Annotated in this window: 14 protein-coding genes; 13 read left to right on the top strand and 1 reads right to left on the bottom strand. The window is 64.1% G+C overall.

Annotated elements, in window-relative coordinates; all coding sequences use genetic code 11:
• Positions 1 to 31 precede the first annotated feature (31 nt).
• The 7 genes from dnaX to WN982_RS12265 all read left to right on the top strand — a co-directional run bounded on the left by dnaX (position 32) and on the right by WN982_RS12265 (position 8,346).
• Positions 32 to 2,794 carry a DNA polymerase III subunit gamma/tau gene (dnaX, locus tag WN982_RS12295; protein WP_341312278.1) on the top strand — a complete coding sequence of 921 codons (2,763 nt, stop codon included), beginning with the start codon at positions 32 to 34 and terminating at the stop codon, positions 2,792 to 2,794.
• A gap of 62 nt (positions 2,795 to 2,856) precedes the next feature.
• On the top strand, positions 2,857 to 3,183 hold the full coding sequence (locus tag WN982_RS12290) for a YbaB/EbfC family nucleoid-associated protein (protein ID WP_006048866.1): 327 nt from the start codon (positions 2,857 to 2,859) through the stop codon (positions 3,181 to 3,183).
• Positions 3,184 to 3,397: 214 nt separating this feature from the next.
• Positions 3,398 to 3,994 carry a recombination mediator RecR gene (gene recR / locus WN982_RS12285; protein ID WP_115099840.1) on the top strand — a complete coding sequence of 199 codons (597 nt, stop codon included), beginning with the start codon at positions 3,398 to 3,400 and terminating at the stop codon, positions 3,992 to 3,994.
• Between the two features lie 83 nt (positions 3,995 to 4,077).
• Positions 4,078 to 5,313: a CaiB/BaiF CoA-transferase family protein gene (locus WN982_RS12280; RefSeq protein WP_341312277.1), complete on the top strand. Its 1,236-nt coding sequence runs from the start codon at positions 4,078 to 4,080 to the stop codon at positions 5,311 to 5,313.
• A 155-nt stretch (positions 5,314 to 5,468) separates the two neighbouring features.
• On the top strand, positions 5,469 to 6,506 hold the full coding sequence (locus WN982_RS12275; RefSeq protein WP_341312276.1) for an ABC transporter substrate-binding protein: 1,038 nt from the start codon (positions 5,469 to 5,471) through the stop codon (positions 6,504 to 6,506).
• 117 nt (positions 6,507 to 6,623) lie between these two features.
• Entirely contained in the window at positions 6,624 to 7,436 is an 813-nt protein-coding gene (locus WN982_RS12270; protein WP_341312275.1) for an ABC transporter ATP-binding protein, read from the top strand.
• Between the two features lie 85 nt (positions 7,437 to 7,521).
• Positions 7,522 to 8,346 (top strand): ABC transporter permease, encoded by an 825-nt coding sequence (locus WN982_RS12265; protein ID WP_341312274.1) that lies wholly within the window; start codon positions 7,522 to 7,524, stop codon positions 8,344 to 8,346.
• 93 nt (positions 8,347 to 8,439) lie between these two features.
• On the opposite strand, the gene WN982_RS12260 is transcribed toward WN982_RS12265, so the two are convergent.
• Complete coding sequence (locus WN982_RS12260) at positions 8,440 to 9,414, bottom strand: NADPH:quinone oxidoreductase family protein (RefSeq protein ID WP_341312273.1); 975 nt, start codon at positions 9,412 to 9,414, stop codon at positions 8,440 to 8,442.
• A gap of 205 nt (positions 9,415 to 9,619) precedes the next feature.
• On the opposite strand from WN982_RS12260, the gene surE reads away from it, so the two are divergent.
• The 6 genes from surE to rlmD all read left to right on the top strand — a co-directional run bounded on the left by surE (position 9,620) and on the right by rlmD (position 15,887).
• On the top strand, positions 9,620 to 10,378 hold the full coding sequence (surE, locus tag WN982_RS12255) for a 5'/3'-nucleotidase SurE (protein ID WP_341312272.1): 759 nt from the start codon (positions 9,620 to 9,622) through the stop codon (positions 10,376 to 10,378).
• On the top strand, positions 10,375 to 11,502 hold the full coding sequence (locus tag WN982_RS12250) for a protein-L-isoaspartate(D-aspartate) O-methyltransferase (RefSeq protein ID WP_341312271.1): 1,128 nt from the start codon (positions 10,375 to 10,377) through the stop codon (positions 11,500 to 11,502). The genes surE and WN982_RS12250 overlap by 4 nt, the downstream gene beginning before the upstream one ends.
• 5 nt (positions 11,503 to 11,507) lie before the next feature.
• Positions 11,508 to 12,446 (top strand): peptidoglycan DD-metalloendopeptidase family protein, encoded by a 939-nt coding sequence (locus WN982_RS12245; protein ID WP_341312270.1) that lies wholly within the window; start codon positions 11,508 to 11,510, stop codon positions 12,444 to 12,446.
• Positions 12,447 to 12,457: 11 nt separating this feature from the next.
• The gene (gene rpoS / locus WN982_RS12240; RefSeq protein WP_341312269.1) at positions 12,458 to 13,540 is read left to right on the top strand and encodes an RNA polymerase sigma factor RpoS; all 1,083 of its coding nucleotides are present in this window, start codon (positions 12,458 to 12,460) and stop codon (positions 13,538 to 13,540) included.
• A 4-nt stretch (positions 13,541 to 13,544) separates the two neighbouring features.
• Positions 13,545 to 14,321, top strand: coding sequence for a 3'-5' exonuclease (locus WN982_RS12235; protein WP_341312268.1), 777 nt, complete (start codon positions 13,545 to 13,547; stop codon positions 14,319 to 14,321).
• 147 nt (positions 14,322 to 14,468) lie between these two features.
• Complete coding sequence (gene rlmD / locus WN982_RS12230) at positions 14,469 to 15,887, top strand: 23S rRNA (uracil(1939)-C(5))-methyltransferase RlmD (protein WP_341312267.1); 1,419 nt, start codon at positions 14,469 to 14,471, stop codon at positions 15,885 to 15,887.
• Positions 15,888 to 15,964: the final 77 nt, after the last annotated feature.

Raw genomic sequence — 15,964 nt, 5'->3', positions numbered from 1 at the left:
GGCGCGCCATCGTTACTGATACAATTTCCGGATGACCTATCAAGTTCTCGCACGCAAATGGCGGCCGAAGGATTTTGCTTCGCTCGTCGGACAGGAGCACGTGGTGCGCGCGCTCACGCACGCGCTCGACGGCGGCCGTCTGCATCATGCCTATCTGTTTACCGGCACTCGCGGCGTCGGCAAAACCACGCTGTCGCGCATCTTCGCCAAGGCGCTGAATTGCGAAACCGGCGTGACCTCGACGCCGTGCGGCGTGTGCCGCGCGTGTCGCGAGATCGACGAAGGCCGCTTTGTCGATTATGTCGAGATGGACGCGGCGAGTAATCGCGGCGTCGACGAAATGGCCGCACTGCTGGAGCGCGCGGTGTATGCGCCGGTCGACGCACGCTTCAAGGTCTACATGATCGACGAAGTGCATATGCTGACCAACCACGCGTTCAACGCGATGTTGAAGACGCTGGAAGAGCCGCCGTCGCACGTCAAGTTCATCCTCGCCACCACCGACCCGCAGAAGATTCCAGTCACGGTGTTGTCGCGCTGTCTGCAGTTCAACCTGAAGCAGATGCCGGCCGGGCATATCGTCTCGCACCTCGAGCATATTCTCGGCGAAGAGCGCGTGCCGTTCGACGCCCAGGCGTTGCGCCTGCTCGCGCGCGCGGCTGACGGTTCGATGCGCGACGCGCTCTCGCTAACCGATCAGGCGATTGCCTATTCGGCCAATCAGGTCAATGAAGATGCGGTGCGCGGCATGCTCGGCGCGCTCGATCAAAGCTATCTGATCCGTCTGCTCGATGCGCTTGCCGATGGCGACGGCGCCGCGGTGCTGGCGGTCGCGGACGAGATGGCGTTGCGCAGCCTGTCGTTTTCGACGGCGTTGCAGGATCTGGCGAGCTTGCTGCACCGGATTGCGTGGGCGCAGTTCGCGCCGTCGTCGGTGCTGGACGAGTGGCCGGAAGCGGGCGATCTGCGTCGCTTTGCCGAAGCGCTGAGCGCCGAGCAGGTGCAGTTGTTCTATCAGATCGCGACGATCGGCCGAAGCGAACTGGGTCTCGCTCCTGACGAATACGCCGGCTTCACCATGACGCTGTTGCGCATGCTGGCGTTCGAGCCGGCGCCTACCGGTGGCGGTGGGGCGGCGGGTTCGGGCCGTTCAGCGGGACCGTCGAATTCGAGCGGAGCGAAACGCGCCGGCACGCCGGCGGTGGCTGCGTCTCAGGCTGCAGCGTCCGCGCGTGCGCCGGCGGCGCGTCCGATAGAAGCGGTTGCGCAGCAAGCTGGGTCGATTTCCGCGACGCCAGTGGCGAATGCTGCCTCGCCGGTGGTGCGCGAGCCGCACGCTAACGAGGCGACAGCAGCGAAGAGCGCCGAGCCTGCGGTGGCTGTTGCGTCGGAAAAGCCCACGGCGGAAAACGCGAGCGTAGCCGAAGCGCAGAAGGCAGCGGCTGATGTCCGGCCTGTTGAGGCCGAAGCCAACAATCAGCAGCAACCGGAAGCCGCTACTGCAACGGCTTCGATGGAGTCAGCGCCAGCCGCAAGCGAGTCCGCTTCCCCGGCGCCGCAAAGCGTCGCGCCCGTGCTCGAAGCATCATCCGGCGTAGCGCCGGAATCGCCCGCCCAGGCGGCCGCCGAACGGAGCGAGAGCCCGCTGCCGAGCGCGATCGAAACGGCCGCGGCGACGACCGAAGCTCCGGCGCCAGCCGTTGGTGAAGCAGCAACCGCGCAAGACGAACGAGCCGCTGCGCCCGTCGTCGACGAATCGCCCGTATCGGATGGTGAAGCTTACGAACCATCCGCCGCGGCCAGCCGCGTCGACGCAGCGCCCGCAAAATCGCAAGCCGCACTGGCCGATGCCGCGACGGCACGCTTTGAGGAAGTCCCGGCGGCCGCACCGCCGCCCGCGGCGGACGCCCCGTCGCGCCGCGCAGGCGGCGCCAGCGACGCGCTCAACGTATTGCGCAGCGCCGGCCTGAAAGTTTCGTCGGACCGTGGCCGTGCCACCGCCGCGTCAGCCGCCAGGCCCGCTGCTTCGGCCGCACCGAAACCTGCCGCGCCGCGCGTCGTCGTGCCCGTGCCTACGCCGGGCGCCCCGCGCCGCGCGCAGCAGGACGCCGCACCCGCCGCGCGCGTGTCTTCACCGCAGGCGCAACGCAGCGACGCGGAGCAGAACGGCTCGTCGATCCCGCCGTGGGACGACATCCCGCCCGACGAGTACATGCCGCTCTCGGCTGCGGACGAAGGCTATTACGGACTGCCCGAAGACAATTACGTGCCCGTGTTCGACAGCGGCCCGGACGACGTCCGCGTCAACGCTGCGACTCCGTCTGCGCCCGCGCCGGTCGTGGACAAACGCCCGCTGCCGCCCGCCGTGCCGCTCGACCCGCTGGGCTTCAAGGGCGACTGGCCCGCGCTCGCCGTCGATTTGCCGCTCAAAGGCATTTCGTATCAGCTTGCGTTCAACAGCGAACTGATGGCGCTCGAAGGCAGCACGCTCAAGCTGAACGTGCCGGTGCCGCAATACGCGGAAACCTCGCAGGTCGCTAAACTGAAAACCGCGCTCGCCGAAAAGCTCGGCCAGAACGTCGAAGTGCTGGTCGAAGTCGGTCCGGCACGCCGTACCGCCGCCGCGCACGATGCCGCAATGCGCGCCCAGCGTCAGCAGCAAGCGGAGCGCGAGATCGGCGCCGATCCGTTCGTGCAATCGCTGATCCGCGAGTTCGGCGCGAGCATCGTGCCAGGCTCCATCCGCCCGATTACGCAGGACGCCGGCCCGAACGGCGCGCCGTCCGCCCACTGATTCGCCGCGCCTTGTGGCGCACCCGATTTCCGGATTTCACGCTATCAAGAAGGAGCATGTCCATGATGAAAGGCCAACTCGCCGGGCTGATGAAGCAAGCCCAGCAGATGCAGGAAAACATGAAGAAGATGCAGGAGCAACTCGCGCAGATCGAAGTCGAGGGGCAGTCGGGCGCGGGTCTCGTCAAGGTGACGATGACCTGCAAGAACGACGTGCGCCGCGTTTCGATCGATCCGAGCTTGCTCGCCGACGACAAGGACATGCTGGAAGACCTCGTCGCCGCTGCATTCAACGACGCCGTGCGCAAGGCCGAGGCCACCGCCCAGGAAAAGATGGGCGGCATGACCTCGGGCCTGCCGCTGCCGCCGGGCTTCAAACTGCCGTTCTGAGCGCTGCCGCTGCAATAAGGACCGAGTGCCGCGGCTGCCGTTGCCGCGGCGTCCGTGGAACGCGCGAGTCATGTTCGTTCCATGCTTGTTCCGGTTCGACACTGCGCGTCCCAGTTCGTCAGTCAAGCGCACTTGCCTGATCCGCTTGCGCGCTGATAGAACCGCATAGCTACCCGCCTACAGGGCAACCCCCACTTCGACGCCGCCGATCAGCATGAAACAACCTTCCGCCTTGTCGGCGCTCGTCGAAGCGCTGCGCGCGCTGCCCGGTGTCGGGCCGAAGTCCGCGCAACGCATGGCGTACCACCTGATGCAGCACGACCGCGACGGCGCCGAAAAGCTCGGCCGCTCGCTGCTGTTCGCGACTGAGCATCTGCAGCACTGCGAGAAGTGCAACACCTTTACCGAAGCGCAGATCTGCGAGGTCTGCCTCGATCCTGAGCGCGATCCTACGCTGCTGTGCGTCGTCGAGACGCCTGCCGACCAGATCATGCTCGAACAGACGATGACCTATCGCGGCCTCTATTTCGTGCTGATGGGGCGGCTCAGTCCGCTCGACGGCATCGGCCCGAAGGAGATCCACTTCGACCGGCTCGTGAAGCGCGCGTCGGATGGCGTCGTCAAGGAAGTCGTGCTTGCAACCAATTTCACCAACGAAGGCGAGGCCACCGCGCATTACCTCGGGCAGACGCTCAAGGCACGCGGGCTTGCCGTGACGCGCCTCGCGCGCGGCGTGCCGGTGGGCGGCGAACTCGAATACGTCGACGCCGGCACGATCGCCCGCGCGATGCTCGACCGGCGCTCGATGTAGCGCGAAGCGCTTGCCGCGCTCGCCGCGTCGACGAACTGCACGCGGCCCTGCGCGGCGCCGCCAGAACAGAAGAAAGGAGACACATGAGCGCCACCCCCGACCCAAGCGCAACTGCAGCCGTGCCCAAAGGCCCGCTCGCAGGCGTCAAGGTGCTCGAACTTGGCACGCTGATCGCCGGCCCGTTCGCCGCGCGCTTTCTCGGCGAATTCGGCGCCGACGTCATCAAGATCGAAGATCCCAAAGGCGGCGATCCGCTGCGCAAATGGCGCAAGCTCTATCCGGAAGTCGGCGGCACGTCGCTGTGGTGGGCCGTGCAGGCGCGTAACAAGAAATCCGTCACGATCAATCTGAAAGCCGAAGAGGGTAAGGAGATCGTGCGGCGTCTCGCGAAAGAAGCCGATATCGTCGTCGAAAATTTCCGGCCGGGTTTGCTCGAGAAGCTCGGGCTCGGCTATGACGTTTTGTCCGCGGAGAATCCCGGGCTCGTGATGGTGCGTCTGTCCGGCTACGGCCAGACCGGGCCGTATCGCGACCGGCCCGGCTTCGGCGCGATTGCCGAATCGATGGGCGGCTTGCGCCACATCACTGGATATCCGGATTTGCCGCCGCCGCGCATCGGCATTTCGATCGGCGACTCGATCGCGGCGCTGCATGGCGTGATCGGCGCGTTGATGGCGCTGCATCACAAGCAGGTGAACGGCGGCAAGGGGCAGGTCGTCGACGTCGCGTTGTACGAGGCCGTGTTCAACATGATGGAAAGCGTGGTGCCCGAATACGGCGTGTATGGCATGGTGCGTGAGCGCACCGGCGCGTCGCTGCCGGGCATCGTGCCGTCGAACACCTATCCGTGCCGCGACGGCAGCATCGTGATCGGCGGCAATAGCGATCCGATTTTCAAGCGGCTGATGCTGGCAATCGAGCGTGAAGATCTGGCGAACGATCCCGCGTTGGCGCACAACGACGGCCGCGTGCCGCGTACCCAGGAAATCGACGGCGCGATTGCCGCGTGGCTCGCCACGCGCACCATCGACGAAGCGCTCGCCGTGCTGAATGCCGCCGACGTGCCGGTCGGCCGCATCTATAGCGTCGCGGACATGTTCACCGATCCGCAGTTTATGGCGCGTCAGATGATCCAGCGCTTCAAATGGCAGGACGGTCAGGAAATCGCGCTGCCGTCGGTCACGCCGAAGCTTTCGGAAACGCCCGGCGAAACCCGCTGGCTCGGCCCGGAACTGGGTGAACATACCGATGAAGTCCTGCAATCGCTAGGTTATGATGCAGACCACATTGCACGGTTGCATGCGCAACAGATAGTCTGAGAGCACGCGCGGTTCGGGAACTTGCGCCGTGCATGATTCACGACTGTTTCCCGCGCACCGCACCGCAGAGACGCAAACAGACGCAAACGCGGTGCCCACGAGCGCCGCGGCAAAAGACAAAAAAGCCGGACAACAAAAGTCGGAGACTACGGACCATGCAACGCAGAACCTTCCTTGCTGGAACTGCAGCGCTCGCGGGCGCCACTTTCACCGCTAGCCCGCTCGCTTTCGCGCAGGGCAAACCCGAAACCGCGAAGGTGGCGATCGCCGTCGGCGGCAAGAATCTGTTCTATTACTTGCCGCTCACCATTGCCGAGCGCCGCAATTACTTCAAGGACGAAGGACTTGAAGTCGAAATCTCCGATTTCGCCGGCGGCTCGCAAGCGCTGAAGGCGGCAGTCGGCGGCAGCGCGGATGTGGTCTCCGGTGCGTTCGAACACACCTTGCTGCTGCAAGCGCAGAAGCAGTTGTTCCGCGAATTCGTGCTGCAAGGACGCGCGCCGCAGATCGTGCTCGCCGTGTCGAAGAAGGCGCTGCCGAACTACAAGTCGATCGCCGATCTGAAGGGCAAGAAAATCGGCGTGACCGCGCCGGGTTCGTCGACCGCGATCATGGCGAGCTTTGTGCTGGCGAAAGCCGGGCTGACCGCGAAAGACGTTGCGTTCATCGGGGTAGGCGCAGGCGCGGGCGCGATCGCCGCACTGCAGTCGGGCCAGATCGACGCGATCGCCAATCTCGACCCCGTCATGACCAAGCTCGAGCGGACCGGCGACATTCGCATCGTGTCGGACACGCGTACGCTGGCCGATACGCGCAGCGTGTTCGGCGGCGACATGCCGGCAGGGTGCCTGTACGCGTCGCAGAGCTTCATCACGAAGAATCCGAACACCACCCAGGCGCTGACCAACGCGATGGTGCGTGCGCTCAAATGGCTGCAAACGGCCACCGGCAGCGAGCTGATCAACACGGTGCCGGAAGGCTATCTGCTCGGCGACCGCGCGGTGTATCTGGACGCATGGCAGCACGTGAAGGAGGCGATGTCGCCGGATGGCCTGATGCCCGCCGACGGCCCGGCTACCTCGCTGAAAACTTTGCAGGCATTCGACCCGGCGGTGCAGGGCAAGCCGATCGATCTGTCGAAGGCGTGGACCAACGACTTCGTCAAGAAAGCGCTGGCCACCGTCAAGGCGTAGTGTATGCCTGCCGGGTCGAAGGCCGGGTCAAGAGCGGCCGCGCCGCCTTGATCACCGCAGCCACGACAACAGGCAAACTCAGACAAACCGAAACCGATCTTCGAAGCGAGTCGAACGATGACCGTTGCCGCGCTGGCGCTCGAGAACATCACCTGCACGTTTGCCGCGCGCGATAACCGCGCGCAGCGCTACACGGCGGTCAAGGACACCACCTTGCGGATCGCGCCGGGCGAATTCGTCTCCGTCGTCGGCCCGACCGGCTGCGGCAAGTCGACCCTGCTGAATGTCGGCGCTGGCTTGCTGGACCCGTCCTCAGGCACGGTCAACGTGTTCGGCGAGCCGCTCAAAGGCATCAACCGGCGTGCCGGCTACATGTTCCAGGCCGATGCGCTCATGCCATGGCGCTCGGCGATCGACAACGTGGTGGCCGGCCTCGCATTCCAGGGCGCACCGCCGGCGGAAGCGCGCGGCAAAGCTGACGAGTGGCTCAAACGTGTCGGCCTCGGCGGTTTCGGCGACCGCTATCCGCATCAACTGTCCGGCGGTATGCGCAAGCGCGTCGCGATGGCGCAGACGCTGATTCTCGACCCCGACATCATCCTGATGGACGAGCCGTTTTCCGCGCTCGATATCCAGACGCGTCAGTTGATGGAAAACGAATTGCTCGACTTGTGGGCGGCCAAACGCAAAGCGGTGCTGTTCATCACGCACGATCTGGATGAGGCGATTGCGATGTCCGATCGCGTGGTGGTGCTCTCTGCCGGGCCGGGCACGCATCCGATCGGCGAATTCACGATCGACTTGCCGCGTCCGCGCGACGTCGCCGAAATTCGCGCGCATCCGCGTTTCGTCGAATTGCACGCGCAAATCTGGAGCGTGTTGCGCGATGAAGTGCTCAAGGGCTATCAGCAGCAACTCACGGCCGTCTAACTGCGTCCGCAGGGTTGTGGCCGCAGTTGCGTCTTGCAGTTGAGTCTTGCAGTTGAGTCCATTAACCGTGTAAGGCAATCGACCCATGTGGAAGACGTTGCGCCCGAACCGGGCGAACCTGGTGATCTGGCAGTGGCTGCTGCTCGTGCTGTGCTTCGTGCTCTGGTACGTGCTGACCAGTCCGACGCTGCTGCCGGCGTTCTATTTCGACGATCCGAATAAAGCCGCGTTCTTCTTCGGCGAGCCGCAGAAGGTACTGCAGCGAATCTGGGAATGGTTCGCGGGCGGCGAGATCTATCTGCATCTGTGGATCACGTTGGTCGAAACCGTGCTGGCGTTTGCGCTCGGTACCGCGCTGGGGCTGGGCGTCGGCCTGTGGCTCGCGCTGTCGCCGCTCGCGAGTGCGCTGTTCGACCCGTATATCAAGGCTGCCAACTCGATGCCGCGTGTGATTCTCGCGCCGATCTTCGGGGTGTGGTTTGGCTTGGGGATCTGGTCGAAGGTCGCGCTGGGCGTCACGCTGGTGTTCTTTATTGTGTTCTTCAATGTCTATCAGGGCGTGAAGGAAGTCAGCCCAGTCGTGCTCGCCAACGCGCGCATGCTCGGCGCGAACCGCAAGCAGTTGCTGCGCTTCGTGTATCTGCCGAGCGCGATGAGCTGGGTGTTTTCGAGCTTGCATACCTCGGTGGGGCTGGCGTTCGTCGGCTCGGTGGTCGGCGAGTACCTCGGCTCGGCGCGCGGCGTCGGTTATCTGATTTTGCAGGCCGAAGGCACGTTCGATATCAATACCGTGTTCGCCGGGATTCTGGTGCTGACCGCGTTCGCGCTGATTCTCGACGGCATCGTCGGCATCGGCGAACGGCGTTTGATGAAATGGCAGCCGAAAACGGGTGAGACGGAGAAGCTCTAACGCAAGCCTATGGCCCAGAAAAAAGCGCGCGGTCCGATAACCGCGCGCTTTTTCATTTGACGCTTCCGCAAGCGCTTCGTGAGCGTGCCGCGGCTAAGGCGTAATCACCACCTTGCCGATCACCCGGCGCTCCGCCATATCGCGCAAGGCGCGGCCGGTGTCTTCGAGCGAATAGCGCGCCGACACATACGGCTTGAGCTTGCCTTCGCCGATCCAGCCGACCATCTGCTCGAACGCGGCGTGATTGTGTTGCGGCTCGCGCTTCGCGAAGTCGCCCCAGAACACGCCGACGATGCTCGCACCTTTGAGCAGCGTCAGATTGAGCGGCAGCCTCGGAATCTCGCCGTTGGCGAAGCCCACCACCAGATAGCGCCCACGCCAGCCGATGCTGCGAAACGCCGGTTCCGCATACACGCCGCCAACCGGGTCGTAGATCACGTCCGGACCTTTGCCGTCGGTGAGCGCCTTGATGCGTTCGCGCAGGTCTTCGGTGCTGTAGTTGATGGTGGCGTCGGCGCCGTGCTTCACACAGATGGCGAGTTTTTCGTCGCTCGATGCCGCCGCGATCACGCGCGCGCCGAGCGCCTTGCCGATTTCGACTGCCGCTAAACCAACGCCGCCTGCCGCGCCTAAAACCAGCATCGTGTCGCCAGCCTTCAGTGCGCCGCGATCGACCACCGCATGGTGCGACGTGCCATAGGCCAGCGTGAACGCCGCAGCCAGTTCGAATTCGACGCCGTCGGCAAGCGGCACGCACGCCGCAGCGGGCGCCACCGCCTGCTCGGCAAACCCGCCCGAGCCGGTGAACGCGACCACGCGCGAACCCGGCTTGAACTGGGTGACATCCGCGCCGACCGCGCGCACGACGCCCGCGACTTCGGAGCCAGGCGTAAAGGGCAGGGGTGGTTTGAACTGGTATTTGTTCTCGATGATCAACACATCGGGAAAATTGACGGCCGCGGCTTTGACGTCGATCACGACGTGACCGGGCGGCGGCTCGAGGTCCGGCAGATTTTCGACGACCAGGCTCTCCGGTGGCCCGTACTGATTGCAGCGAATCGCGCGCATCGTGTCTCCATATCGATCAGGGTCTCCCAAGGGGACTTCCCTCGGGGCGTCGCAAATATTCTGAGTGTAAAGCAAGTCGCACGACCGTGCGTTTTTATTGTTTCTTGCGTCTCCGATACTGACCCGCCGGGTGCTCGACGTGTGCGCCGCACGCGCCACCCGCCGTGTCGTTCGCGCGTCTTCTTTCCTCGGTTACAATCGCCGCATGCGAATCCTAATCAGCAATGACGACGGTTATCTGGCGCCTGGTCTTGCCGCGCTTTACGAAGCGCTCAAGCCGATCGCGGACGTCACCGTGATGGCCCCCGAGCAGAACTGCAGCGGCGCGTCGAATTCATTGACGCTGTCGCGGCCGCTCTCGGTGCTGCGCTCGGCGAACGGTTTCTATTATGTGAACGGCACGCCCACCGATTCGGTGCACATCGCGCTGACCGGCATGCTGGACCACACGCCGGACCTCGTCGTATCGGGCATCAACAACGGCCAGAACATGGGCGAGGACACGCTCTATTCGGGCACCGTGGCCGCCGCCACCGAAGGCATCATGTTTGGCGTGCCCGCCATCGCGTTCTCGCTGGTCGACAAGGACTGGGTGCATCTCGAAGATGCGGCTCGCGTTGCGGCGGAAATCGTTGCGCATTACCTCGACCATCCGCTGCCGGGGCATCCGTTGCTGAACGTCAATATTCCGAACCTGCCATACGAGCAGCTCGGCGGCTGGCAGATCACGCGCCTGGGCAAGCGCCATCCTTCGCAGCCGGTGATCCGCCAGACCAACCCGCGCGGCGAACCGATCTACTGGATCGGCCCCTCGGGCAGCGCGCGCGACGCCAGCGAAGGCACCGATTTTCACGCCGTCGCCAACGGCCATGTGTCGATCACGCCGTTGCAGCTCGACCTGACCCACACGCAAATGCTGCCCGCTGCGCGCGATTGGGCGCGTGCCGGCAGCGACGCTTCATGACTGGCGAGCGCGCAAAGCGCTTTCCGCTCGGCCTCGAGGACCTGGTGCGCGAACCGCGCCGGCCCGAAGGGCGTCCGGGCGACGTGCGCGCGGCGGCACTCGCCGCGAGCGCGGCGCTGAATGCACGCCAGCAACCGGCGAAGAGCTCGCCGTCCGGCTCCGTGGTCAAGCCTCAAACAAAACCTCAGGCGAAGCTGCAGACTAGAGCGCAGGCTCAGCCGCAAGCGAAGCCCCAGGTAAAAACCCCGGCAGCAGCCCAGCTAACGACCCAAGTTAAGCCCCAGGCCCAGCCACAACCCAAACCCCAGGCCCAGCCACAACCCAAACCCCAGGCCCAGCCACAACCCAAACCCCAGGCGAAAACCGCCGCGCCGACATTGACTGCGCGCGCCGCGCCCAAATCGGCGTCGCCGGGCAAGCCCGTTGCCAGATCCAGCGAGCGCGCTGCCGCACCGAACGTCGCTTTGAACGGCGCGTTGGCGCTGACTTCGGAACGGGTTCGCGAACGGATGGTCGAACGCCTGCGAGCGAATGGCGTGACCGATCAGCGCGTGTTGAATGCGATGTCGGTGGTGCCGCGCCACATGTTCGTCGACCCGGGCCTCGCGGCCCAGGCCTATGAAGATGCCGCGTTGCCGATCGGTCATCACCAGACGATTTCCAAGCCTTCGGTAGTGGCCCGGATGATCGAGCTGGCCGCGGCGGGTCGCGCGCTGAACAACGTGCTCGAAATCGGCACCGGTTGCGGTTATCAGGCGGCGGTGCTGAGCCAGGTCGCACGGGACGTCTATTCGATCGAACGCATCAAACCGCTGTCCGAACGCGCGAAGACGAACTTGCGTCCGCTGCGTATTCCGAACATCCGGCTGCACTATGGCGATGGTCGCCTTGGGCTGCCGTCGGCGGCGCCGTTCGATGCGATCGTGATCGCCGCGGCCGGGCTCGACGTACCGCAAGCATTACTTGAACAACTCGCGATCGGCGGCCGTCTGGTCGCGCCGGTCGGCTCGCAGGACGGCCAGAACCAGGTGCTGACTCTGGTCGAGCGCCTCGGACCCGCGCAATGGCGCGAGTCGCGGCTTGATCGCGTTTTCTTTGTACCCTTAAAATCCGGAGTGATTTGACACCGATGAGTATGTTGCGCGCGATGCAAAGAGCCAGAATGAATGCCCCTATGACCGTAACCCAGCGTAGCGTGTGCGTGCTCGCCTTGTCCCTGTTGATGACGGCCTGTGCTTCCCGGCTCGATCAGGCACCCGTCGTCGATCGCTCTGGTGGCGGCACGCTCAGCACGCAAGCGGCGCAGCAGCCGGCCGTGCCGCTTGGACCGCCGCCGCCCGGTTACTACCGTGTGAAGCCGGGCGATACGCTGTATCGGATTGCGCTCGAGAACGGCCAGAACTACCGCGATATTTCGGCGTGGAACAATCTCACCAACCCGAACCAGATCGAAGTCGATCAGTTGCTGCGCGTGGTGCCGCCGGGCGCTAACACTGCCGCACTGACGCCGGGCGTCGCGACCGCGCCGATCGGCGGCGGCGCGGTGCAGAGTGCGCCGCTCAACAGCGCGGCGCCGTCGACGGGCGCAGCGGCAGGCGTCGCAGCAGCGCCGCCTATATATGGTTCAGGTTCGAATACCGCTTCGCTGACGCCGCCGGCCAACGCAGGCGCCGCGAGCGACTCGACGGCCGGCGCGTCCGGCAACGTCGCGTTCGCCTGGCCGGTGCGTGGTCCGTTGCTCGGCACCTTCAACGACTCGACCAACAAGGGCGTCAATATCGGCGGCGCGTCGGGCGACACGGTCAAGGCTTCGGCGGATGGCCGCGTGGTTTATGCCGGAAATGGGCTGCGTGGTTACGGCAATCTCATTATCATCAAACATGACGCAACTTATCTCACCGCGTATGCACACAACCGTGCTTTGATGGTAAAAGAGGGGGATGCGGTGACCAAAGGGCAGAAGATCGCTGAGATGGGCAATAGCGATGCCGACCGCGTGATGTTGCATTTCGAAGTTCGCCGGCAGGGTAAACCTGTCGACCCACTGAAGTACTTGCCGCCGCAATAAGCGATACGACCATGCCGAAATCGAAGCGCCGTCCGCAGCAAGCCGAGTCTGAGACGATCAGCCGTGCCACGTCCGCGTTGGTGGAGGAAGGCGGCGCTTCGGAAGTCGAAGAAGAGATCGTGGAAGAGCGCGATCTCGACGAACGCCAGGGCAGTGCGGAAGAAGCCGGTGACACGCGCGAAAGCGTGGGCGAAGCCGTGCCGGACGCGGACGATTTCCGCGCGCTGTTGCAAGCCGAGTTGACGGCCGATACGATTCAGCACTACCTGAACCGCATCAGCGTCAAGCCGCTTCTGACTGTCGAAGAAGAGCAGAAGTATTCGCGCCTCGCCAAGGCGGGCGAGTTCGAGGCGAGGCAGGTGATGATCGAGCGTAATTTGCGGCTCGTGGTCAGTATCGCGAAGGGCTACCTCAATCGCGGCGTGCCGCTGCTCGATCTGATTGAAGAGGGCAACCTCGGCCTGATGCACGCGATCGAGAAATTCGATCCCACACGCGGCTTCCGTTTTTCGACGTATGCCACGTGGTGGATTCGTCAGAGCATCGAGCGCGCGATCATGAACCAGGCGCGCACCGTGCGTCTGCCAGTGCATGTGATCCGCGAACTGAACCAGGTGCTGCGCGCCAAGCGCCACCTGGAAAAAAATTCGATGAATTCGGGCGAAGCGGCCGAGCGCCGGGACGCCAGCATCGACGACATTGCCTATCTGACCGGCAAGACCACCGACGAAGTGACCGACATCCTCGCGCTGAACGAGCACACCGCATCGCTCGACGCGCCGCTCGACCTGGACCCGGCGAGCAGCCTGCTCGATCTGCTGTCCGACGATCAGAGCCAGTCGCCGGATGCCGAGGTGCAGCACCGCGAGCTGGAAACGCTGACGCGCGCCTGGCTCGCGCGGCTGTCGGATAAGCATCGTCATGTGATCGAGCGCCGGTTCGGGTTGAACCATATCGAGCCGGCCACGCTCGAAGAGCTGGCCGATGAAATGGGCCTCACGCGCGAGCGTGTGCGCCAGATCCAGCAGGAAGCGCTGGTGCGGTTGAAGCGCTTCTTCGCCTCTAACGGTGTGCGCAAGGACGCCGTTCTCTAATTCAATGACACCGATCCTGGTTTTCGACATCGAGACGATTCCCGATGTCGCCGGCATTCGCCGCCTCGAAGATTTGCCCGCCACGCTGAGCGACGCCGAAGTCGCCGAGCACGCGTTTGCCGCGCGCCGCGAGAAGACCGGCAGCGATTTCCTGCCGCACCACCTGCAACGGATCGCGGCGATTTCCTGCGTATTTCGCGACAACAACGGTTTCCGGGTGCGCTCGCTCGGCACGCTGGAAGACGGTGAGGCCGCGCTGGTGCAGTCGTTTTATCGCGTGATCGAGAAGTACACGCCGCAACTGGTGTCGTGGAACGGCGGCGGTTTCGACTTGCCGGTGCTGAATTACCGTGCGCTGGTCAACGGCATTCCGGCCTCCCGTTTCTGGGATCTCGGTGAGGACGATCGCGAGTTCAAGTGGAACAACTACATCAGCCGCTACCACGCGCGTCACACGGATCTGATGGACGTACTGGCGATGTATCAGGCGCGCGCCAATGCGCCGCTCGACGCGCTCGCCAAGATGTGCGGCTTTCCCGGCAAGATGGGCATGGACGGCAGCCAGGTGTGGCACGCGTATCAGGAAGGCCGCATCGAGGAAATCCGTAATTATTGCGAGACCGACGTCGTCAATACGTATCTGCTGTATTGCCGCTTCCAGTTGATCCGCGGCGCGTTTTCCGCCGAAGAGTATGCTGACGAGATCATGCTGGTTAAAAACGCGCTTGCGCTGGAAGCGGCGCCACAATGGGCCGAGTATCTGGCCGCGTTCGATAACTAGGGTTACGGCGAAGCGGTTCGCCGTACGCTAACTGGGAGCGAGGCGCTCAGCACACGCTTTGGCGATTGCGGCCGCGCCAAATCGTTGGCAAGAGCGGAGGTTCGTCTACAATCTCGCCTTTCCCCCAAGTTTGTCAGGAAGTTGCAGGTGTCCCGAACTGCCCCCCATCGTCGCTCGCCGAAGCGCCAGAAGGCGCCCGCTCCGGTGCGAGCACCCGTTGTTACCGGCCATGAGCCGATCATCGAAATTGTCTCGCTCGATATGGAAGCGCGCGGCGTCGGCCGTATCGAGAGCGAAGACGGCACGCCGGGCAAGGTTATTTTCGTCGAAGGCGCATTGCCCGGTGAGCGCGTCAGCTACTCGACTCACCGCAGCAAGCCGAAATTCGAGCAGGCTGAGGTCGTCGAGGTGCTGCGCGAAAGCGTGATCCGCACCACGCCCAAATGCACGTACTTCAGCATCTGTGGCGGCTGTTCAATGCAGCATCTCGACATCCGCGCACAGGTGGCGGTCAAGCAGCGCGTACTCGAAGACAATCTCCAACATCTTGCGAAGCTACGTCCGGAGACCGTGTTCCGGCCGATTCACGGGCCGGCGTGGGGATACCGGTATCGCGCGCGTCTGGCGGTGCGCTACCTGCCGGAAAAAGGTGGCATGCGCATTGGTTTTCACGAGAAGAAAAGCAGCTACATCGCCGATATGAAGACCTGCGAGGTGTTGCCGCCGCATGTGTCGGCAATGCTGATGCCGTTGCGCTTCATGGTCCGAAAGCTGTCGATCTACGATCGCATGCCGCAGCTCGAACTCGCGGTCGGCTCGTCGGTCACGGCGCTGGTGGTGCGCAATCTGGAACCGATCACGGAAGCCGACGAACAGGTGCTGCGCGAGTTCGCCGACGAGCACAAGGTGCAGTTCTGGTTGCAGCCGGGCGGCCCGGATACGGTTACGCCGTTCTATCCGCTCGACGTGCAGCTCGACTACACGCTGCCGGAATACAACATTCGGATGCCGTTCAAGCCGACCGATTTCACCCAGGTGAACCACCAGATCAACCGCGTGCTGGTGAGCCGCGCGCTGCGTCTGCTGGCGCCGGCGCGTACGGATCGCGTGCTCGACCTGTTCTGCGGGATCGGTAACTTCACGCTGCCCCTCGCGCGAATTTCGAAGGAAGTGGTTGGCATTGAAGGCAGCGACGTGCTGACCTCGCGCGCACTGGCCAATGCTGAGCTGAACGGCGTCGCGGGGCACACGTCGTTTGCGTGCCGCAATCTGTTCGAAGTCACCGCCGACGACATGCGCGCGCTCGGCCACTTCGACAAATTCCTCGTCGACCCGCCGCGCGAAGGCGCGCTGGCGGTGGCGAAGGCGCTGGCCGAGATCGCGCAGAGCGGCAATGGACCGCTGCCCACGCGGATCGTCTACGTGTCGTGCAATCCGGCGACGCTCGCACGCGATGCCGGTCTGCTGGTTCACGAGGCAGGCTATCGGCTGGTGGGGGCGGGCGTGGTGAACATGTTCCCGCACACGTCGCATGTGGAGTCGATTGCATTGTTCGAGCGGGCTTGAAGCGAGGGGCTTCAAGCCAAAGCGCTATCTGCACACTCAGTCTGCACAAACAGAAACGCCACGACCGAAGTCGTGGC

It is taken from the genome of Paraburkholderia sp. IMGN_8, from assembly GCF_038050405.1.
Classification (GTDB): Bacteria; Pseudomonadota; Gammaproteobacteria; order Burkholderiales; family Burkholderiaceae; genus Paraburkholderia.
Note: the sequence above shows the minus strand (reverse complement) of the source record. Positions and strands in the feature narration are given on the sequence as shown.